General features: G+C 56.5%; 15 protein-coding genes. 7 read left to right on the top strand and 8 right to left on the bottom strand.

The window, feature by feature from the left end:
- Positions 1–4 precede the first annotated feature (4 nt).
- Positions 5–169, bottom strand: coding sequence for a hypothetical protein (locus ACP26L_RS02720; protein ID WP_426450988.1), 165 nt, complete (start codon positions 167–169; stop codon positions 5–7).
- Positions 170–349: 180 nt separating this feature from the next.
- Between ACP26L_RS02720 and ACP26L_RS02715 the strand changes: the two genes are divergently transcribed.
- On the top strand, positions 350–1,654 hold the full coding sequence (locus tag ACP26L_RS02715; protein ID WP_426450987.1) for a hemolysin family protein: 1,305 nt from the start codon (positions 350–352) through the stop codon (positions 1,652–1,654).
- Between the two features lie 236 nt (positions 1,655–1,890).
- Here ACP26L_RS02715 and ACP26L_RS02710 read toward each other — a convergent pair whose 3' ends face one another.
- Together ACP26L_RS02710 and ACP26L_RS02705 are read right to left on the bottom strand one after the other, a co-directional pair.
- Positions 1,891–3,627 (bottom strand): HAMP domain-containing methyl-accepting chemotaxis protein, encoded by a 1,737-nt coding sequence (locus tag ACP26L_RS02710; protein WP_426450986.1) that lies wholly within the window; start codon positions 3,625–3,627, stop codon positions 1,891–1,893.
- A 187-nt stretch (positions 3,628–3,814) separates the two neighbouring features.
- On the bottom strand, positions 3,815–4,054 hold the full coding sequence (locus tag ACP26L_RS02705) for a hypothetical protein (RefSeq protein ID WP_426450985.1): 240 nt from the start codon (positions 4,052–4,054) through the stop codon (positions 3,815–3,817).
- Positions 4,055–4,261: 207 nt separating this feature from the next.
- Here ACP26L_RS02705 and ACP26L_RS02700 point away from each other — a divergent pair, with 207 nt between their 5' ends.
- From ACP26L_RS02700 to lplT, 3 genes are all read left to right on the top strand, one after another.
- Entirely contained in the window at positions 4,262–5,527 is a 1,266-nt protein-coding gene (locus ACP26L_RS02700; protein ID WP_426450984.1) for an NAD(P)/FAD-dependent oxidoreductase, read from the top strand.
- A gap of 288 nt (positions 5,528–5,815) precedes the next feature.
- The gene (locus ACP26L_RS02695; protein WP_426450983.1) at positions 5,816–7,972 is read left to right on the top strand and encodes an AMP-binding protein; all 2,157 of its coding nucleotides are present in this window, start codon (positions 5,816–5,818) and stop codon (positions 7,970–7,972) included.
- A 6-nt stretch (positions 7,973–7,978) separates the two neighbouring features.
- A complete protein-coding gene (gene lplT, locus ACP26L_RS02690; RefSeq protein WP_426450981.1) occupies positions 7,979–9,175 on the top strand; it encodes a lysophospholipid transporter LplT in 1,197 nt (398 codons plus the stop codon).
- A gap of 95 nt (positions 9,176–9,270) precedes the next feature.
- Here the strand turns inward: lplT and ACP26L_RS02685 are convergent, their stop codons facing one another.
- From ACP26L_RS02685 to ACP26L_RS02675, 3 genes are all read right to left on the bottom strand, one after another.
- Entirely contained in the window at positions 9,271–15,084 is a 5,814-nt protein-coding gene (locus ACP26L_RS02685; protein ID WP_426450980.1) for an Ig-like domain-containing protein, read from the bottom strand.
- Positions 15,085–15,379: 295 nt separating this feature from the next.
- Positions 15,380–16,276, bottom strand: a complete 897-nt coding sequence (locus ACP26L_RS02680) for a cation diffusion facilitator family transporter (RefSeq protein WP_426450979.1) — start codon at positions 16,274–16,276, stop codon at positions 15,380–15,382.
- Between the two features lie 300 nt (positions 16,277–16,576).
- Positions 16,577–16,990, bottom strand: coding sequence for a hypothetical protein (locus ACP26L_RS02675; protein ID WP_426450978.1), 414 nt, complete (start codon positions 16,988–16,990; stop codon positions 16,577–16,579).
- A 175-nt stretch (positions 16,991–17,165) separates the two neighbouring features.
- Between ACP26L_RS02675 and ACP26L_RS02670 the strand changes: the two genes are divergently transcribed.
- Positions 17,166–17,501: a hypothetical protein gene (locus tag ACP26L_RS02670; protein WP_426450977.1), complete on the top strand. Its 336-nt coding sequence runs from the start codon at positions 17,166–17,168 to the stop codon at positions 17,499–17,501.
- An 88-nt stretch (positions 17,502–17,589) separates the two neighbouring features.
- Here ACP26L_RS02670 and ACP26L_RS02665 read toward each other — a convergent pair whose 3' ends face one another.
- Both ACP26L_RS02665 and ACP26L_RS02660 read right to left on the bottom strand, forming a co-directional pair.
- Positions 17,590–18,978 (bottom strand): S-layer homology domain-containing protein, encoded by a 1,389-nt coding sequence (locus ACP26L_RS02665; RefSeq protein WP_426450976.1) that lies wholly within the window; start codon positions 18,976–18,978, stop codon positions 17,590–17,592.
- Between the two features lie 122 nt (positions 18,979–19,100).
- Entirely contained in the window at positions 19,101–19,595 is a 495-nt protein-coding gene (locus ACP26L_RS02660) for an NUDIX hydrolase (protein ID WP_426450975.1), read from the bottom strand.
- 294 nt (positions 19,596–19,889) lie between these two features.
- Between ACP26L_RS02660 and ACP26L_RS02655 the strand changes: the two genes are divergently transcribed.
- Both ACP26L_RS02655 and ACP26L_RS02650 read left to right on the top strand, forming a co-directional pair.
- On the top strand, positions 19,890–20,852 hold the full coding sequence (locus tag ACP26L_RS02655) for an aldolase catalytic domain-containing protein (RefSeq protein WP_426450973.1): 963 nt from the start codon (positions 19,890–19,892) through the stop codon (positions 20,850–20,852).
- Between the two features lie 154 nt (positions 20,853–21,006).
- Positions 21,007–21,555, top strand: coding sequence for an MOSC domain-containing protein (locus tag ACP26L_RS02650; protein WP_426450972.1), 549 nt, complete (start codon positions 21,007–21,009; stop codon positions 21,553–21,555).
- The last annotated feature ends 102 nt before the right edge of the window (positions 21,556–21,657 follow it).

The raw sequence follows: 21,657 nt of genomic DNA, 5'->3' as shown, positions 1-21,657 counted from the left end.
AACATCACTTCTTGGCTTTCAGCTCGTTTCGTATGGAAGGAAAAAGGGTAAATACCCTTAAACTAACAACTTGAAAATCATGATTTTGAACAAATTCGGTCAAATTAACAGCGTAAAGGGGGAAAACAGCCATTCCCCGGATGAAACGCCGCTGCAGCATCATCTGCATGCATCGCAAGCACCCTCTCGTCGTTTGAGCGCCTTTTCCCGATTCGGTATAATAATTTATAAACATTCTTTATGCCGGTCAAACTGGATCTTGTCCAAAAAATTGCTTTGTTCAAGGAGGTGTACCTATCCGCCTCACGCAGGGGATAGGGAATGATTGAGTAGTGACCCGTTACCTTTATTGCTTAACGTGGTTTTAATCGTAGTGCTTGTGCTGTTAAATGGTTTTTTTGTTGCAGCCGAATTCGCGATGGTGAAAGTAAGGAACAGCCGAATCGACGCGTTGGCCCAGTCGGGCAATCTCAGTGCACGTCTTGCGCAGAGGATTATGGGCAACCTGAACGCTTACCTCTCCGCCTGCCAGCTCGGAATCACGCTGGCCTCCCTCGGCCTCGGCTGGGTCGGTGAACCGGTCATCGCCAAGACGCTGGAGCCGGTGCTCAGCGGCTGGCTCGGACTGAGCGATACCGTCGTGCATACGGTCTCGTTCCTCATCGCCTTCTCCCTGATCACTACGCTGCATATTACGCTTGGCGAGCAATTCCCGAAGACGTATGCCATCCGGCAGTCCGAGAATGTCACCCTGTGGGCCGCCGTGCCTCTTATGATCATGTACAAGGTGATGTATCCGTTCATCTGGATGCTCAACGGCATCTCCAACTGGATGCTGCAGAGGGTAGGCATCGAACCAGCGACGGAGCACGACTCGGCGCATACGGAAGAGGAAATTCGCGTGCTGATGAAGGAGAGCCACAAAAGCGGGTTCATCGACAATACCGAATTGACGCTGTTTGATAATATATTCGAATTCTCCGAAACGAACGCGCGGGAAATCATGATTCCCCGGACGGAGATGGGCTGCTTGTATGCCAATCTGTCGTTCGAGGAGAACATGGACCTTGCCTTAAACGAGATGCGCACCCGCTATCCGGTCTGCGATCCCGATAAGGACAATATCATCGGCTTCGTGCACATCAAGGATCTGCTGAAGGCACAGGGCAAGGTGGACGACATCCGTTCGATCGCACGGCCGATCACCAAGGTGCCCGAATCCATGCCGATCTCCACGCTCCTGAAACTGATGCAGAAGAAAAAAGGCCAGATCGCCCTGCTCATCGATGAGTATGGCGGAACCTCGGGCCTCGTGACCATCGAGGACATCCTGGAGGAGATCGTCGGGGAGATCCAGGACGAGTTCGATCCGGACCCGCGTCCAAGCGTCGAAGTTCGGGACGATGACTCTTATTCGATCGACGGCCGGCTGCTCATTGACGAAGTCAACGAACACTTCGGTATGGAGATCGAATCGGAGGATTACGATACGATCGGCGGATGGATCTATTCGCAGGTCGAGATTCCCCCGAAGCAGGGGCAGAGCATCCGCTATGGCGACACTTATGAATTCGTCATCGAGGAGACAGACGATCTGCGGATCTCGCGGCTGACCGTGAAGAAGCTGGAAGCCCAGCATACCCAGTCGGCATAGCGGTAGTAGCGGTAGGGCAGCCGCCCTCGCAGAACAACCAGCCGCGTGTCCTAACAGCCCTCCGGGCTCCCAGGCCAGTACATCGATTCAGTGATGAACAGCCTGCGGGAGAGTCCGGAGGGCTTTTCTTATCGCACCTAATAAGGACGCAAAGTAAAACGGCCGCACCCGGATGGTTCACCGGGAGCGGCCGTTTTCTTGTTGTACCTTGTCATTCTTTTAAGGCTGTCACGCTCTTATTTGTTTGTCTTGAAGCGCGCGAGCACAACGTTCAGTTCTTCCGCCAAGTGCGCCAGCGACTGGGAAGATGCGCTGATCTCTTCCATCGAAGCAAGCTGCTCCTGGCTTGAAGCGGCATTGGTCTGTGACACGGTGGCGAGCTGCTCGGAAGCTGTGCTGACCGTCTCGATCGTCGCCGTCATTTCCTCGCTGGAGGCGGTCATGTCTTCGACCGAATGGGTGACCTCTTCGACTTTGACCGACACCGTCTGAATCGATTCCTTGATTTCCGTGAAGGCCTCTCTTACGTCTTCCGCCTTGCGGATCCCTTCGTACACTTTATCCGTGCTCTTCTCTACCGAGAGAATCACCTTGTCCGTATCCCGCTGGATCGAATCAACCAGCGACGTAATCTGAGCGGCGGATTGGACGGACTGCTCGGCCAGCTTGCGCACCTCGCCGGCCACGACCGCGAACCCTTTGCCCTGCTCCCCTGCCCTGGCGGCCTCAATGGCGGCATTCAACGCGAGGAGATTCGTCTGATTCGCAATGCCGGTAATCAGCGTGACGATATTGCCGATCTGCTTCGATTGTTCCCCAAGCATCCGGATCATCTGTGACGATTCTTCCGTGGTCCGGTTGATCTCGTTCATCTGGTCGGTAATTGCCTGAACCGCCTTCCCGCCGCGGTCGGAAAGTTCATTGGTTTCCCTCACCATCGTCAGCATCATCTCACCGTTGCCCGAAATCTGCTGCATTCCTGCCGACACTTCGGACAGAGCGTTGAACAGCTCTTCCACACCCTGCATCTGCTTCTCCGTGTAATCCGAAGCTTCCTGGGAGCTGTCCGCTACAGACTCCGCCGCCTTCGAGCTTTGTTCAGCCGAGGCCAGAAGCTCTTCTGCCGAAGCGGCCACCATCTCCGAAGATACTTTGATCTGGGAGACCATGCTGTTCATATCTTCCGTCATCCGGTTGAAGGACGCGGCCAGCTGCCCGACCTCGTCTTGGCTCTTCACGTTCAGCGGTTCTACCGTCAGATCCCCTTGTGCTACGCGACCAAGGGCCTCCGAAGCCTGGATCAGCGGACGGGAGATGCTCCGGGAGATGAAATAAGCGAGAAGGAGGCCGATCAGGAACGAGAGGCCTGTCACTCCCCAGATGATCGAACGGCCGCCGTTATTCGTGGCATCCGCCTCTAATACCGCTTTGGCCGCCCCTTGTTCGTTATAGGTAGTGATCTTGTCCAGAATCACCGCAGATGCAGCCAGACTATCGGTAATCTTACCGATGACCGCGTTCACCTCACGGATCCTCGCGCCGGCCCCCGCTTCGAGATTAAGCTCGGTGCCCAGCTTTTTTCCTTCCTCTACGGCCGACTTCAGATTGGATAGCTCCTTTTTGAGCGCATCCGTATTCTGCTGATCTTCCGTGTCACCAGGCAAAATGGTCTTTTCATATTCTTTTACCTGGACATCAACGTCTGCAAAGTGCGTATCAATCTGTTTGGACAGGTCCGCCAGCTTTTGCGGGTCGGATTCCACAACCATCATCAGTGTTTTGGCTACAATCTCTTTGCTTGCTGTTTCAATCTCCTTGCTCTCCGATATGCCAGGCATCCAGGAACCATTGATCAGCTTAGTCTGCTGATAGAGGCGATTCATCTGATTGACTCCGAAGATCCCGACGGCAAGCAGCAGCACCAGCAGGAGGGTGAACCCTCCGAAGATCTTTTTCCCCACAGTGATTTTCACTTTTCATTCCCCTTTCAGCTTATCCATATCCTTATGTTTCGGACGATCACTCCTTCTTTGTTAATGAAAATCATTGCCTTTCATCGTCTGGAACCAAGAATACCGCCCTCTTGCCCGGAATTTCATCCGGGAAGAGAAAGCGGTATGCTGTGTCTCTATGCTCACGGAAGGCAGCCCGCTTGGCGGTCTAGCCCTTCCGTCTATTCTGAATCTCACCGAGCTGCTTCCAGAGCTGCCTCATGCGGTTTTTATGGCATGTCACAGCTTCCCTGACCAGCTCCAGAGTCTCCGTATTCCGCTTGAGTGTGCCCAGCAGCGTATGATTCTTTTGAGCCAGGCGGAGGATCCGCCGCTCCATCTCATCGAGCAGCATCCGGTCATGCTGCAGGTATTGCGATTCGGGGGATTCCATGGAAGTAAGCGTCATGTGCCAACTGATCTCTCCTTTAAACGGATGGTAACGAAACGATTACCCCATTATAGTACGAGAACGGATCCCTTCATTGTCGCAACCCACTGTCCGGGAAACACTACTTTTGTCGCCTCTCTCTGCCTGCCGACCGTGACTCCGGTTCCAAAAAAGGGTAAGATAGAGGGCATATACTCAAAGCGAAAGCAAGGAGCCCTACGGTCTATGAACTACGATGTCATTATCATTGGCGGCGGACCCTCCGGTCTCATGGCCGCTATCGCCGCATCCCGGCACGGCGCCCGGACGCTGCTCCTCGACAAAGGGGACAAGCTGGGCCGCAAGCTCGGCATCTCCGGCGGCGGCCGCTGCAACGTCACGAATGCCAAGGATCCCGACGAGATCATCAAGCATATCCCCGGCAACGGCCGGTTTCTCTACAGCGCTTTTGCCACGTTCAGCAACCGTGACATTATCGCATTCTTCGAAGATCTGGGCATTGCCCTGAAGGAGGAAGACCGCGGCCGGATGTTCCCCGTCAGCGACCGGGCGAAGACCGTGGTTGACGCCCTCGTCGGCCAGGTTCGCCGGCAGGGGGTCACGATCCGGGTGCACTCCCCCGTGAAGCGGGTGCTGTACCGGGACGGCACGGCCGCCGGTGTGGAGCTGCGGGGCGGGGAGCGCATTGAGTCCCGGGCAGTCATTATCGCCACGGGAGGCAAGTCCGTGCCGCAGACCGGTTCGACGGGAGACGGGTATCCCTGGGCCGAGGAAGGCGGGCACACCATCACGGAGCTGTATCCGACCGAGGTGCCGTTAACCTCGCGCGAGAGCTTCATCAAGAGCCACGAGCTGCAGGGGCTGTCGCTGCGGGAGATCACGCTGTCGGTGTGGAACCCGAAGGGCAAGAAGCTCATCGAGCACGAAGGCGACCTGCTCTTCACCCACTTCGGCCTCTCCGGCCCCGCTGCGCTGCGCTGCAGCCAGTTCGTCGTGAAGACCAAAAAACAGTTCACTGTGCCGACCGTGCGCGTCACTATCGACATGTTCCCGGCCCGTTCGGCGGACGAACTCTATGCCGAGACGCTGCGGCTGGCCGAGCAGGAGCCGAAGAAAGCGGTGAAGAACGTGCTGAAGGGTACTCTGCCGGAACGGATGATCGGCCTTATCCTGTCGAAGGCCGGTCTCAAGGAGGAGACCACCTTCGATAACATTCCGAAGCAGCCTTGGCTCGAGATGGCGAAGCTGCTTAAGGCCTTCCCCGTCGAAGTCAATGGCACGCTTTCGATTGAGGAAGCCTTTGTTACGGGCGGCGGCGTTAATCTCAAGGAAGTCGACCCCCGGACCATGGAGTCCAAGCTGACCGACGGCCTGTTCTTCTGCGGGGAAGTACTCGACATCCACGGTTACACCGGCGGTTACAACATCACCGCGGCTTTTACAACAGGCTATACGGCCGGTAAGAGTGCCGCAGAGAGCTATGGAAGCTGAATGAGATGATTCTCTTCTTAGGAGGACGGTCTTGCCCTATGGGTAAGGCCTTTTTGGCATGCGCCTGTTTGGCCGGGGGATAGCCAGCATGGCGGATTCGGCTTGGCTGCCCCCCGCCGCTTACACTGCCGGTACTATATAAAGTTAGTACTTCTGTTCTGACGGAGAAGCCGTATACTAAATTTAGAACCAAGTACTAAGATCATCTAACAAAGAACACAATTCCAATCTATTCCCACTCACGCTTAAACCACAACTATCGTTTCTGCCCAATAGGAGGATACTTTCATGCCTGTCATCTTATGGATTCTCAAATGGTGCCTCACCGCCGTCTTCCGCCTCAAGGTCAGAGGTCTCGAGAAACTCGATTTCTCCGGCCCGGCGATCCTGATGCCGAACCATCTTTCGCTGCTCGACGCGGTGCTGCTCGCCCTCTTCCTGCCGAAGGAAGTGACGTTCGTCGTCAATACCCGAATCGCCGCCCGGTTTGCCCCGTTCATCCGGCTGCGCCGCCATATTGCCGTCGATCCGCTGAACCCCTACTCCGTCCGCAGGATGGTGAAAGTGGTCGCCGGCGGTACGCCGCTGTTGCTCTTCCCGGAAGGCCGGATTACGACGACCGGCAGCCTCATGAAAATTTACAGCGGGGTCGGCTATATCGCTCTGCGGACCGGAGCGGCCCTGTACCCGATTGCCTTGAACGGGCTGGAGCGTTCCAAGGCCTCCTACCTCGGCCGTAAGCTGCGGACGGTCTGGTTCCCGGCCGTCTCCATCGATGTCGGCGCCCCGCTGCGGATCGACTGGGACCGCGGCGGGAGCATGCGGCGGCAGAAGGAAGCCGCGGCCGACCGGATCGGACGCGCTCTGCAGGAGCAGCTGCTGCGCAGCCGTCTGAAGCCGGAGGCGAACCTGTTCGACGAAGTGCTCGAAGCCGGCCGCCGGCATGGGCTTGGGGCTGCAGCCTGCGAGGACCCGTCAGGCGTGCTGTCCTACCGCAAGCTGCTGACCGCAGCCTATGCGCTCAGCCGAGGTCTTTCGCCTCTGCTTCAGGGGCAGCCCGCTGCGGCTGTACTGCTGCCGAACGCCTCCGCAGGCGTCGTCACGCTACTCGCCCTGTTCCGCCTCGGCCGGACGCCGGCGCTGCTGAACTTCTCGGCCGGCCGCCAGGCTGTTCTGGATGCCTGCGAGACCGCCGATGTCCGCACGGTATTAACTTCGCGGACGTTCATCGAGAAGGCCGGCCTAGAAGCGATGGCAGCGGACCTCAGCAGCCGGGTACGGATGGTATATCTGGAGGACCTGAAAGCTTCCTTGGGGGCAGGCGTGAAGCTCGGAGCCTTAGTTGACCTGCTGCTCAGGAGAAAAGCCGACCGCCAGGCAGGCCTGCCCACCGTAATTCTGTTCACCTCCGGCAGCGAGAGCAAGCCCAAGGGTGTCGTACTCAGCCACGGTAATCTGTATGCCAATGTCCAGCAGGCCCGGGCGTCCATCGACTTTACGTCTTCCGACTCCGTGTTCAATTCTCTGCCGCTGTTCCACAGCTTCGGCCTGACGGCCGGCACGCTGCTGCCGCTGCTGACAGGGATGCGGGTCTACTTGTACCCGAGTCCGCTTCACTATAAAGTCATCCCGGAGCTGGTCTATGACCGCAACGCCACGATCCTGTTCGGCACTTCGACCTTCCTGGCCGCTTACGGCCGGACGGCTCATCCTTACGACTTCCATGCCCTGCGCTACGTCGTAGCCGGAGCCGAAAAGCTGAAGGACGAGGTACGCACGCTGTGGAACGACAAGTTCGGCATCCGGATCTTAGAGGGCTACGGCGCTACCGAGACCGCTCCCGTCCTGTCGCTGAACACGCCGCTGCACTACCGCAAAGGCACCGTGGGCCGATTCCTCCCCGGCATCGAGTACAAACTCGAATCCGTACCCGGCGTACCGGGCGGAAGCCTGTACGTCAAAGGGCCGAACGTCATGCAGGGATACCTGCTTCACGGCAAGGGCTTCACTCCCTGCCCCGAATGGTATGGCACGGGAGATATCGTAGAGCTCGACGGCGACGGGTTCGTAAGCATCGTCGCCCGGTTGAAGCGCTTCGCGAAGATCGGCGGCGAGATGATCTCGCTGAACGCCGTAGAGCAGGCTGCAGCCGACTGCTTCGGCGATGAGACCGCAGCCGCGGTCGCCCTGCCCGATCCACGTAAAGGAGAGCGGATCGTGCTGTTCCACACCCGTCCGGGGGCTGAACGGGCACGGTTCGCCGCTTATCTGGCCGAACGAGGCATCTCGGCCCTGCTGCTGCCTGAACGCTTCGTCAACGTCGCCTCCCTGCCGCTTCTCGGCAGCGGCAAGACCGACTACGCCTCGCTGCAGCGCATGGCAGCTGAACTGGCACGTCCGGGGGCTTCCGGACCGCAAACCCAAATTCCACCGAAAGAAGCGTGACCTTCCATGAACCGCATTCCTTCTTCCGCCTCCCGTTCCCTGCGCTCGCTTTACGTCTCCCAGTTTCTCAGCGCTTTTGCCGACAATGCCGTGTTCTTCGTGATCCTGGGCGTCCTCTCGGCCAGGGGTTCCGCGAATCCGGAGGAAGGCATGCTGGGCGTGCAGCTCGGCTTCCTGCTGGCCTACGTGGTTCTTGCCCCATTCGTCGGCACCTTCGCGGATAAGAACCGCAAATCCCGCGTGCTCCTCATCGGCAACCTGCTTAAGACGGGCGGGACGCTGCTGCTCTTCACCCCGTTCCCGCCGGCTGCCGCCTATGCACTGGTCGGGGTCGGTGCGGTCGTCTTCTCTCCCGCGAAGTACGGGGTGCTGACCGACATTACCGGCGATGACAAAGCGCAGCTCTACCGCGCCAACGGCAACCTGGAGTCTTACACGATCCTGGCGATCCTGCTTGGCACCGTGGCCGGGGGCTGGCTCGCCTCCTTTGCCCCGGCGCTCGGAATTGCGGTTTGTGTTCTGCTGTACCTCGCCTCGTCGGTGCTGACTCCGCTCATCTCCTGCCGGGAGGGCAATCCGGAGCTGCACTACGGCGCTTCCGCCGGCTCCTTCTTCCGCGAAGTGCGCATCCTGTTCGCGGAGCCGAAGGCCCGTTTTTCCCTGGTCGGCACGAGCGCCTTCTGGATGACCTCCTCGGTGCTGCGGATCACCTTCCTGATCTGGATCGCCCAATATCTCGGCGTGCAGAATCAGCTTTTGCAGTCAGGGATCATCGGAGCCACCGGTGTCGGCATCGTCATCGGCGCTCTGCTGACTCCGCGGCTCGTGCGGATCGAGAAGTTTTACCGTGCTTACCTGTTCGGCTTCCTGATGCTGGCGGCGATTCTGCTAGCTCTTCTGCCCGTGCATCTGGTGCTGACGGTCATCCTGCTGCTGCTCATCGGTACCCTTGGCGGCCTGTTCATCATCCCGATGAATACGGTGCTTCAAGATCAGGGTAAAGACCTCGTCGGTTCCGGCAAAACCATCGCCATCCAGAACTTCAGCGAGAACCTCTTCATGATCGGCGGCGTCGGCCTCGCCAAGCTCCTCATCGCCGGCGGCTTGAACGTCTCGCTGACGACAGCCGGCATCGCGCTGCTCTTCGGCGCCCTGGTCTGGTACCTAAAAGGCATGGTGCCGCGGCTGAAGCAGGCGGTGTAATATGAAAAGGGCCCCGTGCTCGGCAGTAGTCACTGCTGAGCACGGGGCCCTTTGGGTGTTGCTTGGTTTGGGATCTTAGGCTGCTGCGTTACAGATTAAGCGGCTCTTCTTTGTGGAAGCACAGCCGCTGCTGCGAACGCTTGATAAGCTTCTTCGGACGAAGCCGGACCGCTCGGAGAGGAAGCCGTGCTTCCTCCTGTCGAGAACCCGTACACCGACCCGCTTACAGAGCTACCGCCTCCACCGTAGACATCCCCGCCCACCGAAGAACTGTTAGACGGAAGCGTCAGGTAGACCACGTCGCTGACAGAGTAGTTGTTCCGCTGAGCGGTCACCATTAACTGATTTCCACGGATTAGATAACCCGAAATGTCCCACGAGAAGCTGCCATTAACCGTATTGTACAGGTCCAGACCAAAGCCATCACGAACCCGCAGCTGTGTCGGCTGATACATATAGCCTGACAGCGTGTAGGTGGAGCCGTAAACACTTACCGTTACTCCTGGAGCCGGTGTCTTCATGGACACAACCGGAACGATCAATGGCTCGCTGGCCAGCTTGCCGTACGCATCCGCTGTAATCTTCAGATGACTTACGTTCACCAGCCAATTATTGCTCGGATAATACGCTGAGAAATAACCATACTCCCCTGACCGGGCGGTAAAGGAAGCTCCATCTTCCCGTGTCACCGTAATCTTAGAGTAAGGAACAGCATAGCCGTAGAGTGCGTAAGATTCAGACTGATATACGGTTCCATTCACTGTTGGCTTTGCGGTTTGCCCCGCCACTGGAAGTACGTTAAGGGAAACCTTGTAGCTCGGTTTATAGCCGGATGCCTGTGCGTCTACCAAGAGAATTTCGCCCGGAGTAAAGAAATATGAGGTCAAATCAATACTATAGGAACCATAGTAACCCGTAGATCCCGTTGCAATGAGAGTGTTGTCAGCTCTGAATATCCTTACTTCAGAGTACTGCGCCCCTGTTCCTGTGACAAAACCTCCGTCTTCATACACAGAGCCGTATACTGACGGTGTAACGGTCATAGGCGCCCCTTGTACCATAACCAGGAAAGGATCGCTTTCCTTCTTATAAGGATCCTCCGCAGTGATATACAGCGTTTCCCCCTCGATTAAGGGATACCAAGGATAGATCTGCAGAGTGGATCTATTAGCCCACTCTTGGGCGATCAGCTGCCCGTCGGCACGTTTGATTCGAATACGCGTATCCCCTGGTGTAAATTCGGTAAGGGTTACACTCACCGGATTCATTAGGGAATAAACGATTCCTGTTACCGTAGGCTTTGTCGTTTGCACCGTGGGCTGTACGCCGTAAACCACTGCTTCACTTTCAGCTTGACCGAAAGCATCAGCATACACGTACACCTTAGTTCCCGCAGGCTGATTCGGGAGACTTACGTAACGGGACCAGCCGTAATAATAATCGCCCGTCCACTCTATAAAGAGCTGACCTTTTGTTTCCGAATACACGCGCACCCACTGGCGTGGACCTGCCTCAATTCTCAGGCTGCCGCCCATCTCGTATACGACTCCTGTAACCGAAGGCTTTGCCGTTTGTCCGTAAACGACGCCTTGCACTGTAACACTGTAAGCCTCACTCGCGCTCTTGTCCCAATTCTTGGCAATGAGGGACAAGAATTCTCCGTTTGTCAGTTGCAGTGGTTGGGTCCGGAGGTAGAACGAGCCGTCATATGAAGCCGTACCGCTGGCAATCACCGTGCCATCGGTCTTCTTTAGCTCTACTGCTGCGTAAGCTTCCGTATAGCCGCGAACCTCCCCTCCATCAGCGTAAACTGACGAGGTTACCGCATATGGCTTGGTTGTCGGCGGAGCCGGAGCCACTTTAATCATTACCGTGTCACTGATCGTACGACCAATCGCATCAGAGGTAAGCTTGAACGTATTTCCGTTTCTCATCCACCGGTACAAATTCAATTCAGCTCTGCCTTCCAAGTCCGCATAATTCTCGGAGATCACTTTGTTCTCCATGTCACGGAGCACAACAAACGCGCCTGGTTCCGTCTGGACTTCGAACCAGTTCGTATTCGCATAAACATCCCCGATTACCGTAGGAGCCTCAGTTGCTCCCTGTACCGGCTGAACAACGAAGTCAACCGGTAGACTAACAGATCTATAAGGCTCTTGAGAGGTGACCTGAACCACTTCACCAGCGTACAACCAGTCATTACCATTGTGGCCAAGCGCAAAACCGCCTTCGTCATCTGCATGACTTCCTGCAATAGCAGTGCCGCCGCTAACCAGCCGGATCCGGGAATTCGGAGCCGCTCCCCCTTCCAGCCAATACCCATCAGTGTATACAACTCCTGATACGTTCGGCGTAGAGCTCGCTTGGACTGCACCCAGGTTTACGACGTAGGGAGCACTCTCTGCCAAATTGTACTTCCGTGCAAAAACATAGAGCTTGTTTCCGACGGACGGATAAACGTAATCCATATCAAATACGACTTCACCCGAATTACCTGTCATATCCCAATACAGCTGATTTCCCTGCTCATCCTGCAGTTCAATTTCAGTATCGGGGAGGGAGATCACTTGCAGTTTGGTTACCGATCCGTTATACACCGAAACGGTTACCGTTGGAACTGGAGTCTGAGGAACAGCCCGCACCTTCACTTCAAGTGTACTGCTTGCAGCCTTTCCGGGAGCATCTGCCGTAACCTTAAGCGTCTCGTCAGCAGCCAGCAGCTCTCTGCCGGCAGAAACGTGGAAAAATCCTGAGAAGGAGTCGGCATAACCCGATGTAACCTGTCCATTGGAACGCGTTACCGTAACAAGTGAGTTCGGCTCGGCGGTTCCGCTGACCGCATACCCACCAGCGTACACATTTTCTATAACAGGAACAGCGGTTTTGGCATCAGACCCCTTCTGAACGATGAGCGAATGCCCTTCACTCTGCAGCTTGCCGGTTGCACGAGCGGTTACAGTGAGCTGTTCCCCAACCTGGTAACTCCCCCGCACACTTACCGATGAGATGCCGTCCGAAACAGTGGAAACCTCGGGAATGTTAATGGTCCCATCCGATTTCCTTACCTGGTACGTCGCATACCAATCCGGTTCGGTGTTCCCCGTAATCGTGCCGCCATCCTCATATACAACGCCTGTGACGGACCCGAGCTTGGTACGGTCTGCCGAAATAACTTCTAGAATCACCGGTTCACTTTCATACTTGCCTATTTCATCAGCTGTAAGCAGCAGCGAATCCCCCGGGTTGAACAGCAGGCCGTTAATCCCAAGACCATCGTTGAAGCCCGTCCACAGCAGGGAACCATCATGACGTTTGAGCGTAACTGCTGCCCAAGGATCGGGCAGTTCTAGATCTATCCAGCTTTCCGCATTGTTGACGGTGCCCATCACGGATGGTTTTGCGCTTGTCCCTTCTACAGGTCGAACTTCGAAGAACTGAGGATCGCTTGCACTCCGCCCCTGTTCCCTGATGCGGACAGAGATTTTCTCCCCCGCTTTGAGCTTGGCCGTTTGCCACGGCTGATTCAGCAGAATATAAGGTTCATATTCATAATAGGAAATATACCGTTCCGCCAGCACGGTACCGTCTCCGGCGAACACATTCACAACACCGTTGAAGTCCTCAGGAAGGCGAACTCTTCCGCCATCTTCAAAGATCGAAGCTTCCAGCCCTCGGATAACCGATTTGGTTCCCGAAGTAAGCGTTACTAGAGCCCCCGGACTTTCAAGCTTGCCTGGGCTCTTTGCTGATACTTCAAGGACCGTCCCTTCGGCAGCCATATAAAACAAAGGTACCTGCAGATGGAACCTGCCGGATTCGTTTGCCTGTACTTCACTTACTACCCAGCCATTGCTGTCTTTAAGATAAACAATGGCATTGGACTCGCTTCGCCCCGATAATTCACGCCCGTCATCATAAAGCTCGCTCTCAACGGCAGGCGGCGCCGTACTAACGGCATCAGGAGCAAAAAGAACGGTTGAAACCGCATCTTGTTCGCCATGAATTGCCGCAACAATAACGCTGTATTCCTTTTGAGCCAATGCTTGACCAAGGCTGTCCTGCGTTGTTGTATTCCCCGTCCAAGCGCTCGTAGTCCGATCCTTGAATTCAGCAACCGGATGATGCTTGCTGCGATCCAGCTCCGTGTCAGCCGGCAGGATATACACCTGCTGCAGCTCAGCCTCTTCCCACTGGGATGGGTTCCAGGTTACTGTGAAGTCCCTACCGTCCACCCCGGGGGTACTATCGAAATCAGCTGCCTTTAAAGCCGTAGGCTGCAAACCCACCCGGAACGATTTGGACTCGATAAGCTTACCTTCATCAGAAAGAAGCTCGACGGTATATTTTTGTCCAGTAGACACAACTGGACCTGCTTCATCAAAGCGCTGAAGCAGTTCGAAAAAGAGTAGATTCCTGTCCTCATTCAGATAATCGAGAAAATATACTGGAATCAGCTGCCTGGTGTTTCCTTCCTGCCAGAGGAGAACTTGGTACGTCTGCTCCCCCAACCTGATGGATTGCGGAACATTCCAAGCCCCTTCAACCTGACCGCTAAGTTCCACGCTAAAATTCGTCAGTATCAAACCATCGGAAGAGTGTGCCTTCACCGTGTTGATCCCTTTAACCGAACGGATCAACCCCGCCGGCTGCGGTTCTGGCTGTGGATCCGGGTCCGGCTGCGGATCAGGATTCGGTGAAGTCAATGCCTTAACCGTCAGTGTATAGTTCCGGGATGCTTTGCTGCTTCCCTTCTGCACCGATGCGGTCAGCACAACCTGAGCATCCGGCCGTCCCGCTGCCGGACGATTCACGAGACCGTCCGTTCCGACGATGTCCTTATTGCTGGAGGTCCAGCTTACCAGCACGGTCTTTTCCTTGGCGCCGCTCTCTTTGTACACAACCGTCGCCGGAAGTGTAATCGAGCTGCTGACGTTCTGCTCGCTGTCCCCGGACGCAAAGCCGATGGCCAGCGATGCGAGCGCCTGCTCCAGAGCCCTCTCCGTCTTCTTGGAGGACGACGATCCGCCCCCACCGCCTCCGCCTCCGCCGCTTCCACCTGAGGCAGTAGTCGCGACAGGAGCGGCGGGCTCTTCTGCCTTCGGCGCATCAGGCGCCGCCGGCTGCCCTGCAGTAACCAATTCCTTGGCTTTTGCTACATAATCCTGCTTCTTGCCAATGTACTCGTAAGCCAGACGGGCCAAAGCCTGCCGCTCCGCTTGAGAGCGGGGATCAAACCGAAGGGATCCATCGTCATTGGCGACTCCCCCGATAAAGCCCATGCCGTAAGCCAAGTGAACATGCGGCAGCGCCCAAGGAGAAATCGACGCTCCATCAGTGAAAACATCTGGACCGTCATAGGTCTCTGCAGCCTTTTCGAGCCCGAAAGCCCGGACAAAGAAGACGACAAGCTCTTCACGGCTGACCGAGCTGCCCGGACTGAAAGCCGTCTCGGACGTTCCCTGCGTAATGCCTGCCTTCAATAGAGCGCCTACATGCCCTTTGTACCAGCTGTCAGCGGGAATATCGGTGAACTTCTCCGCATAAGACGGATCTTCCGCCAGGCCCATGGCTTTCACAAGGATTTTGGCCATCTCCGCACGGGACATGCCTTGGGTCGGCGCAAAAGTTCCGTCCTCATAACCGGAGACTACGCCGGCCTCGGCCAGAGCCAGAATCTCCTTCTTGGCGTAGGAGCCTTCCAAATCGGTCAGCTGAGCAGCTGTACCTTGTCCTCCGCTGCCATAGACCGCAGCCGTCGCTGTGCCTTCCGCCGGCAACGCAGCATAAGCGGAATCCGCAGCACCCAGTGCAGCCGTCAGCATCGTAGTACCCAGCATACATGTAACAACCGTCTTGCTGACCATTGCACTGGACTGCCGGAAATTCCGGTGCATCCAAGCTGCCATGTCAACTCGGGTTGACTTGGTAGAATTAGTCATTCTGTCCTGTTTCTCCTCTATCGTATGATGTTATCAAAGAACATCGGCACTCCGGTTATCCCATCACCCTTAGGGATTCGAATGACTATAGTACCAATTTTTTGTCCCGAACTTGATTATATAATGATCACGCCCATTTGTTACCTGCAATTTTGACAAAATATTCTTAAGTTTATTTTAGAATCAACCGCCCCTAAGTCGTTTAATGTCGAAAACGATGCTGCAAAAAAACAAAAAAGCCCCTTTTCAGGGGCAATTCATTTCAGACCTGCTGCGGCCGTTCCCGTTCCGACTCGGAATACGGTTCTATATGCACATGCACGTTGCTGATATGATGCTCGTCCGCCATGCGTCTTTCGATCTCGTCGCTGATATCGTGGCTCTCGCCTACCGACAGTTCGGCGCTGACCTCCACGACCACATCGAGCAGCACATGACTTCCATGAACGCGGGCGCGGATGTCTTTGATCCGCTTGACGCCTGGGGTGGACTCCACTGTCTGCTGGAACACCTCCAGCTTCTGGTCGTCGAATCCGTCCGTCAGCGCATGGGATGCATCCGAGAAAACATCCCACGCGGTCTTGAGGATTACCACACCTACCGCCAGCGCCGCCACCGCATCGAGCACCGGGAAACCGAACCGGGCGCCGATGATCCCCGCCGCCGCTCCTACACTGACCAGGGCATCGGACCGGTTATCGTAGGCCGCGGCCATCAGCGATTGGTTATTAATCCGCTTCGCAAGCTTCCGGTTATACGTGTACACGCCCCACATGACGACGGCACAGCCCAGAGCGATCCATGCGGCAAGCAGATCGGGCGCCGTATGCCCCCCCTCAAGGAAGCTGCGGCCCGCCTGGATGATGACCTGCAGACCGGCCAGCGCCATGATAAAGGAGGCCACAAGGGAAGCAATCGTCTCCGCCCGCATATGTCCATAGCGGTGATCCTCATCCGGGGGCTTACGGGAGATGCGCAGTCCCGCCAGAACGGCCACCGACACGATAATGTCCGTCGTATTGTTGATTCCATCCGCCGTGAGAGCTTCAGAACCGGTCATATAGCCCATGCTAATTTTGAAAATGGACAAGAGAATATAGGCGGCTATACTGATCCAAGCGCCCCTCTCGCCTTCTTTCAAAGAATCATAGGTTTCCACAGCGGTGTCCCTCCATCATTCTGCGGCGTTCGTCCGCCTCAAAGTCCCACCCATCATAACAAACGCCCCTCGTGTGGGTCTAGAGAAACAGTGTTTTCCGCATTAATAAAAATAGGTCCCGTGCAACATTGTTCACCCGCTCAAATCTTGTAGGTCATGTCCAATATTTGAAAGAGAACTCATCTTTGTTTCAGAGAAGACGCGTTCCGCAGACCGTATCATGGATCTGAACCCGCAGCAAAAAACAGCGGTCCGCCTGGATCCGGGGAATCCGCTGCCATCGTGCCCGGCTCCCGCCTTCTAGAGATGGATGCCCGCATCAAATCCGTTATAGTCCTCGCGAGAGGGATCGAAGGTGTCGTCTTCATTAGTATATGCATCTCCGGAAGCACCGCCGTACGCGGAAGCGGAGACGTCGACTTCATCCTCGCCCACCAGATGGGCGGGAATGATAATGCCCCCGTCCGGGTCATAGGCCATCGCAAACACGGCCGGCTCCTGCGGAAAGTGCGCCGTCTCAACCAGCCGGCCTCCATGCGCCTCGGCAATCTCCAGAGCTGAAGTCAGATCGCCCTTGTCCACAATGACATGCAGCAGCGGCCTCTGCGGCTCATCATGAAGAGCGGTCCTGTAGCCGAGCTCCTCCATGGTGTCCATTGCCAGCAGGGCGGCTTTACGGTTTTCGAATTCGAAGGTTATCGGTGCGCTGTTCATGCCAATCGCTTCCTTTCCGCTCGCTTGATCAGGGATCGTTTCCCATATAGCTTTGCCCTGCCCGAGGAAGCTTATTCCTGCCGGGATACATACCGGGCCTCCTCTGGACATAGGATGGTATACACAGACCCTGCTGCTTCGACTGCTCCGTAAACTCAAGAAAGAGGTGGTTCCCGTGAGCACCGATCCGACCCATTCCCCTCATCCGGACGACGTTCAGGCCAACAAATGGATTGCCGCAGCCGCTTATCTTCTGTTCTTCCTGCCGCTGCTGGCGGCCAAGGACTCGCGATATGCCATGTACCACGCCAATCAGGGACTGATTCTGCTGCTCACCGCCATAGGGGCCAACCTGGTGCTTGGTCTTATTCCCCTGCTGGGTCTGCTCCTTGTGCCGCTGGCCAACCTGGCTCTGCTTGTGCTGATGCTCATCGGCATCCTGAATGCGGTCAACGGCCTTACCAAGCCCCTGCCCCTGATCGGCAGTTGGACCCTTCTTCGGCTGCCGTAAGAAAGCCACTACGAAAAAAAGAAGCTCTTTCCCCATCGGAAAGAGCTTCTCTCTTGTTTGCCGCAGCCTCCCCCGCAATAGAAGAGGGCTATACTGCGTTGATCAGCTTCAAGCTGATCAGCAGACGTTTCAGCAGCACGACGGCCTGGGCCCGGGTCGCGTTCTCCTTCGGAGCGAATTTCTCCGGTGTCACGCCCTCCATCAGACCCGCAGCCAGCGCTTCGGTGACCGGCGCCGAGGCCCAGGAAGCGATCTTGGCCCCGTCCTGGAAGACCGGGATAGACACGGCCGAAAGGTCCCCCGTCGGCTGCACACCCTGAAGGCCGCTGCCGTAAGCAAGCGCCTTTGTCAGCATCACTGCCATTTGCTCGCGGGAAATCCGCGCATTCGGTTTGAAGGTGCCGTCATCATAACCGTCCACAAGGCCGGCTGCCGAGGCGGCGCCCACAGGACCTGCGAACCAGGTATACTTGCCGACATCGCTGTACTTGGCCGATGCGCCCCGGTTGTCCGGCAGCCCCAGTGCACGAGTAAGCATCGCCGCGAATTCCGCGCGCGTTACCGGCTTGTCCGGCGAAAATTCAGAAGCCGAGGTGCCTTTGACGAGCAGCTTGGAAGCCAGCAGGTGAATGTCCGCTTCAGCCCAGTGTCCGGTCGTATCCGTGAATTCCTTGCTGCTCGAAACAACCGTAAACCAGCCGCCTCCCGGAGACAGTACCGTCGCCTGGTTATAGTTGAAGAGGGCTGGGACGAAGGAGATTTCCCCATTCGCGTAGGTGACCGCGGTAACTGTGGAAGGATCCACGGACGCAGGGAGAGTAAGCACCCGCTCCACATAAGATGAGCCCGAACGGGTCAGATCCACCGTCTGGCCGTTCGACCGCTGGCCGGTGATCTTGAAGTCGACCGGCGCCGGCAGGATCTCTGTCGCTCCCGCATCCTTCAGACGTTCTCTCGCTGTCCCAAGTGCCGATTCCGGCATCGATTTGATCGTGACAATCACCGTTACATTAGCTGAAGGCACTTTGAGCTCCTCAGCCGCCTTCTCGGAAAAGTCGACCGGCAGCTTGTAACTGACATTCGGCAGCTGCAGAACCAGGTAGGCGCCCGGTACGGCCTTCCGCGCTTCTTCCAGGACTGCGTCCGCAATGTGAATCTTCACGGTGCTTTCCGTGGATGGAATCACGGCGGTAACCGCCGGGTGCTCCGCTGTCTTCCCCTTCAGCTGACCGAATGCTTCCTTGAGCTTGCTGCGGTCAAGCACAATCTTGTTCTCCGGCCTGCCGTCCTTTGGTGTCTCCTTCTTCACCTCACCCGGCTGCACATCCATGCGGACGCCTCCATAGGTGTCCGTTAACACGGATACGGCTGCCGGTGCGGTCCCCTTTGCTTTGGCAGGCTCTGCACCATGGGCAAGCAGCGGGGATAGGGTGAACATGAACAGCGAAGCGAGCGTAAGCGAGGCGATTCGTCTCATCAACAGTAATTCCTCCCGAATAATGCTACATTATGTATCATTTTAAGGAAAACTATACCACATTCGTCCTCCTTCGGACAATGACCCTATTCCCCCATTTTCCCAGGAATCCACCGGTCCGCCTAGGTATAAAGAGACAGATCCAGCGACAGGCATTCACAGGTCAGCAGCTGTCCCTCCCGAAAGATGCAGCGGTACTCGGCAGGAGCCGTCTTCTGCAGCATCGGAGGCAAAAAGTAACGGACATGCCCCGCCACGCCTCGGTTATCCGGGCTCAGTACCCAGTCGGCCGGTTTCCAGGCAAGAATGCCGTCCGCCGTTTCGCGGGGCATGGACCCGCATCCGTCCTGACCGGCTTCAGCCGCATACGCGTACATTCCTCCGGCCATCCGGCCGTCGATCTCCCAGGTCACGATGCCGCCGAAATGGACATCTTCCTCCCCGAGGATCATTCCCGTCTCCTCCCCGATCTCACGCAGCACACTCTCCAAGGGTGTTTCGCCCGGCTCCAGCTTGCCGCCGACACCGTTCCACAATCCGAGCAATGGCGGCTTGCTCCGGTTCAGCATGAGGAGATGCTCCCCCCGGCGAAGGAAAGCAATATTATACTCGAGCACCTGACATCCCTCCGGCAGTTTATTTTTAAATATTAGATTGTATATCTCAACCGAGACTCGATCCTGCCGTCTTATATTTCCTTATAGAAAATATATCTTCCACATGCCCGCCGCCAAATCCTTCCCCCATTCGACGCAGGCCTCCCTTTTTCGATTGATTCGCCTATTGGAATTTGTTATCATTGACAAGTGCAAATCGGATATGTAAAAATAGAAATTAATACAAATACTTTACCGCTTAAAAGCATAAAAGCTTAAAAGCGCGAGCCCGATTCGGGAGAGGAGCCTATGATCATGACCAGAGAACATCACAAAATTCTGGACTGCACGATCCGCGACGGCGGACTCGTCAACAACTGGGACTTCAGCGTCCAATTCGTTAAGGACATGTACTACGGACTGAGCGAAGCCGGCGTCGAATATATGGAAATCGGATATAAGAACTCGGCGAAGCTGCTCAAGGGCGCCGATGCGGGTCCATGGCGCTTCCTCAACGAAGACTTCCTGAAGGAAGTCCTTCCGCAGAAGACCGATACGAAGCTGTCCGCGCTTGTGGACATCGGACGTGTCGACGAGAAGGATATCCTTCCGCGCGAGCAGAGCCTTCTTGACCTGATCCGCGTGGCCTGCTATATCAAGGATACGGACAAGGCGCTCGATCTCGTTCAGAAATTCCACGATTTCGGCTATGAGACGACGATCAATATCATGGCCCTCTCCCACGTGATGGAGAACGACCTGAACGAAGCGTTCGAAGAGATTGCGAAGAGCCCGGTCGATGTCGTCTACATCGTCGATTCCTACGGCAGCATGGACTACAAGGACATCGACTACCTCGTGTCCAAGTTCCAGCGCCTGCTTCCGAACAAGAAGCTCGGCCTGCATATGCATAACAACCAGCAGCTTGCCTTCTCCAACACGATCATGGGTGCTGCACGCGGCGTGGAATTCCTGGATACGTCCGTATACGGCATGGGCCGCGCGGCGGGGAACTGCCCGACTGAGCTGCTCGTCAGCCACTTGAAGAATCCGAGATACGATCTGCGTCCGGTTCTCGGCATTATCGAGAAGCACATGGTCTCCATGCGCGAAAAGTGGGAGTGGGGCTACATCCTCCCTTACATGATCGCAGGCGTACTGAACGATCACCCGCGCGCTGCTATGGCTCTGCGCGCAGGCGAAGACAAGGACAAGTACACCGAGTTCTATGACAAGCTGACTTCCCCTGAAGTTATGCCAGCCGGTGCTGCCGACTAATCACTGGCTTCCCGGGGAACCGCTCCTTGGGCCCCCTGCAACAAGACAACCCGATAACCCGGCACCTAGGTCTGTCTTTTCCCGGACCCAGGCTGACGGGTTTTTCTTGCAGTTGAACGCCTTGCATTACTAAATCGGAGGAGGTAAGCCGTTCATGGCTCCAACTTATTATGAAGCCCGCACAGCCGCCGTACTTGCCGCCAGGGAGCCAAAGACCTTCGTGACCTCCCGCGAGCCGGAGATCCCGGTAGAGCTCGGAGGCATCCCGGGTGACCGCCATTATGGACTTTACCGCAAAGCGGACAGCCGGCAGTCCTTCTATCCGCGCGGCACCCTCATTGCCAACCGGCGTCAGATCTCCATTGTCTCCGCAGAGGAGTGCGCGCTGATTGCCGAGGCCATGGGGATCCCGGAGGTGCGGCCGGAATGGCTTGGTGCCAATCTGCTGCTTGAAGGCTATCCCGCTCTCACCTCCCTGCCGCCAGGCACGCGCCTGCTGTTCCCCGAAGCCTGCGGGTTGATCGGGGAGGGCGAGAACCTGCCATGCCGAGGTCCCGGCAAAGAGATCGCCGACGCCCTGCAGCTCCCCGAGCTCGCCGGCAGGTTCATCAAGGCCGCCAAGCGGCGCCGGGGCATCGTCTGTTCGGTGGAACGGGAAGGAAGCATACGGGAAGGAGACATCGTCCGTATCTATCTCCCGTAAAGGCTTACCCGAACCCGCCCGCGCACTCTTTACCTCTGGTAAATCATGAAAATTGTTCCCACCGCTGCCTCACGGGTATAATAGATAGGAGGTGGTCGCACG

This window comes from Paenibacillus sp. S-38 (assembly GCF_049942825.1).
GTDB lineage: Bacteria > Bacillota > Bacilli > Paenibacillales > NBRC-103111 > Paenibacillus_G.
The sequence above is the reverse complement of the archived record's forward strand: the minus strand, read 5'-3'. Positions and strand labels throughout refer to the sequence as shown.

Excerpts from the sequence above, each read along its gene's own strand:
- ACP26L_RS02665 (WP_426450976.1), bottom strand. The coding sequence starts at position 18,978 with ATGAGACGAATCGCCTCGCTTACGCTCGCTTCGCTGTTCATGTTCACC.
- ACP26L_RS02705 (WP_426450985.1), bottom strand. The coding sequence starts at position 4,054 with ATGACGCTTACTTCCATGGAATCCCCCGAATCGCAATACCTGCAGCAT.
- ACP26L_RS02675 (WP_426450978.1), bottom strand. The coding sequence starts at position 16,990 with ATGAACAGCGCACCGATAACCTTCGAATTCGAAAACCGTAAAGCCGCC.
- ACP26L_RS02700 (WP_426450984.1), top strand. The coding sequence starts at position 4,262 with ATGAACTACGATGTCATTATCATTGGCGGCGGACCCTCCGGTCTCATG.
- ACP26L_RS02695 (WP_426450983.1), top strand. The coding sequence starts at position 5,816 with ATGCCTGTCATCTTATGGATTCTCAAATGGTGCCTCACCGCCGTCTTC.
- ACP26L_RS02720 (WP_426450988.1), bottom strand. The coding sequence starts at position 169 with ATGCAGATGATGCTGCAGCGGCGTTTCATCCGGGGAATGGCTGTTTTC.
- ACP26L_RS02685 (WP_426450980.1), bottom strand. The coding sequence starts at position 15,084 with ATGGCAGCTTGGATGCACCGGAATTTCCGGCAGTCCAGTGCAATGGTC.
- lplT (WP_426450981.1), top strand. The coding sequence starts at position 7,979 with ATGAACCGCATTCCTTCTTCCGCCTCCCGTTCCCTGCGCTCGCTTTAC.
- ACP26L_RS02655 (WP_426450973.1), top strand. The coding sequence starts at position 19,890 with ATGACCAGAGAACATCACAAAATTCTGGACTGCACGATCCGCGACGGC.
- ACP26L_RS02650 (WP_426450972.1), top strand. The coding sequence starts at position 21,007 with ATGGCTCCAACTTATTATGAAGCCCGCACAGCCGCCGTACTTGCCGCC.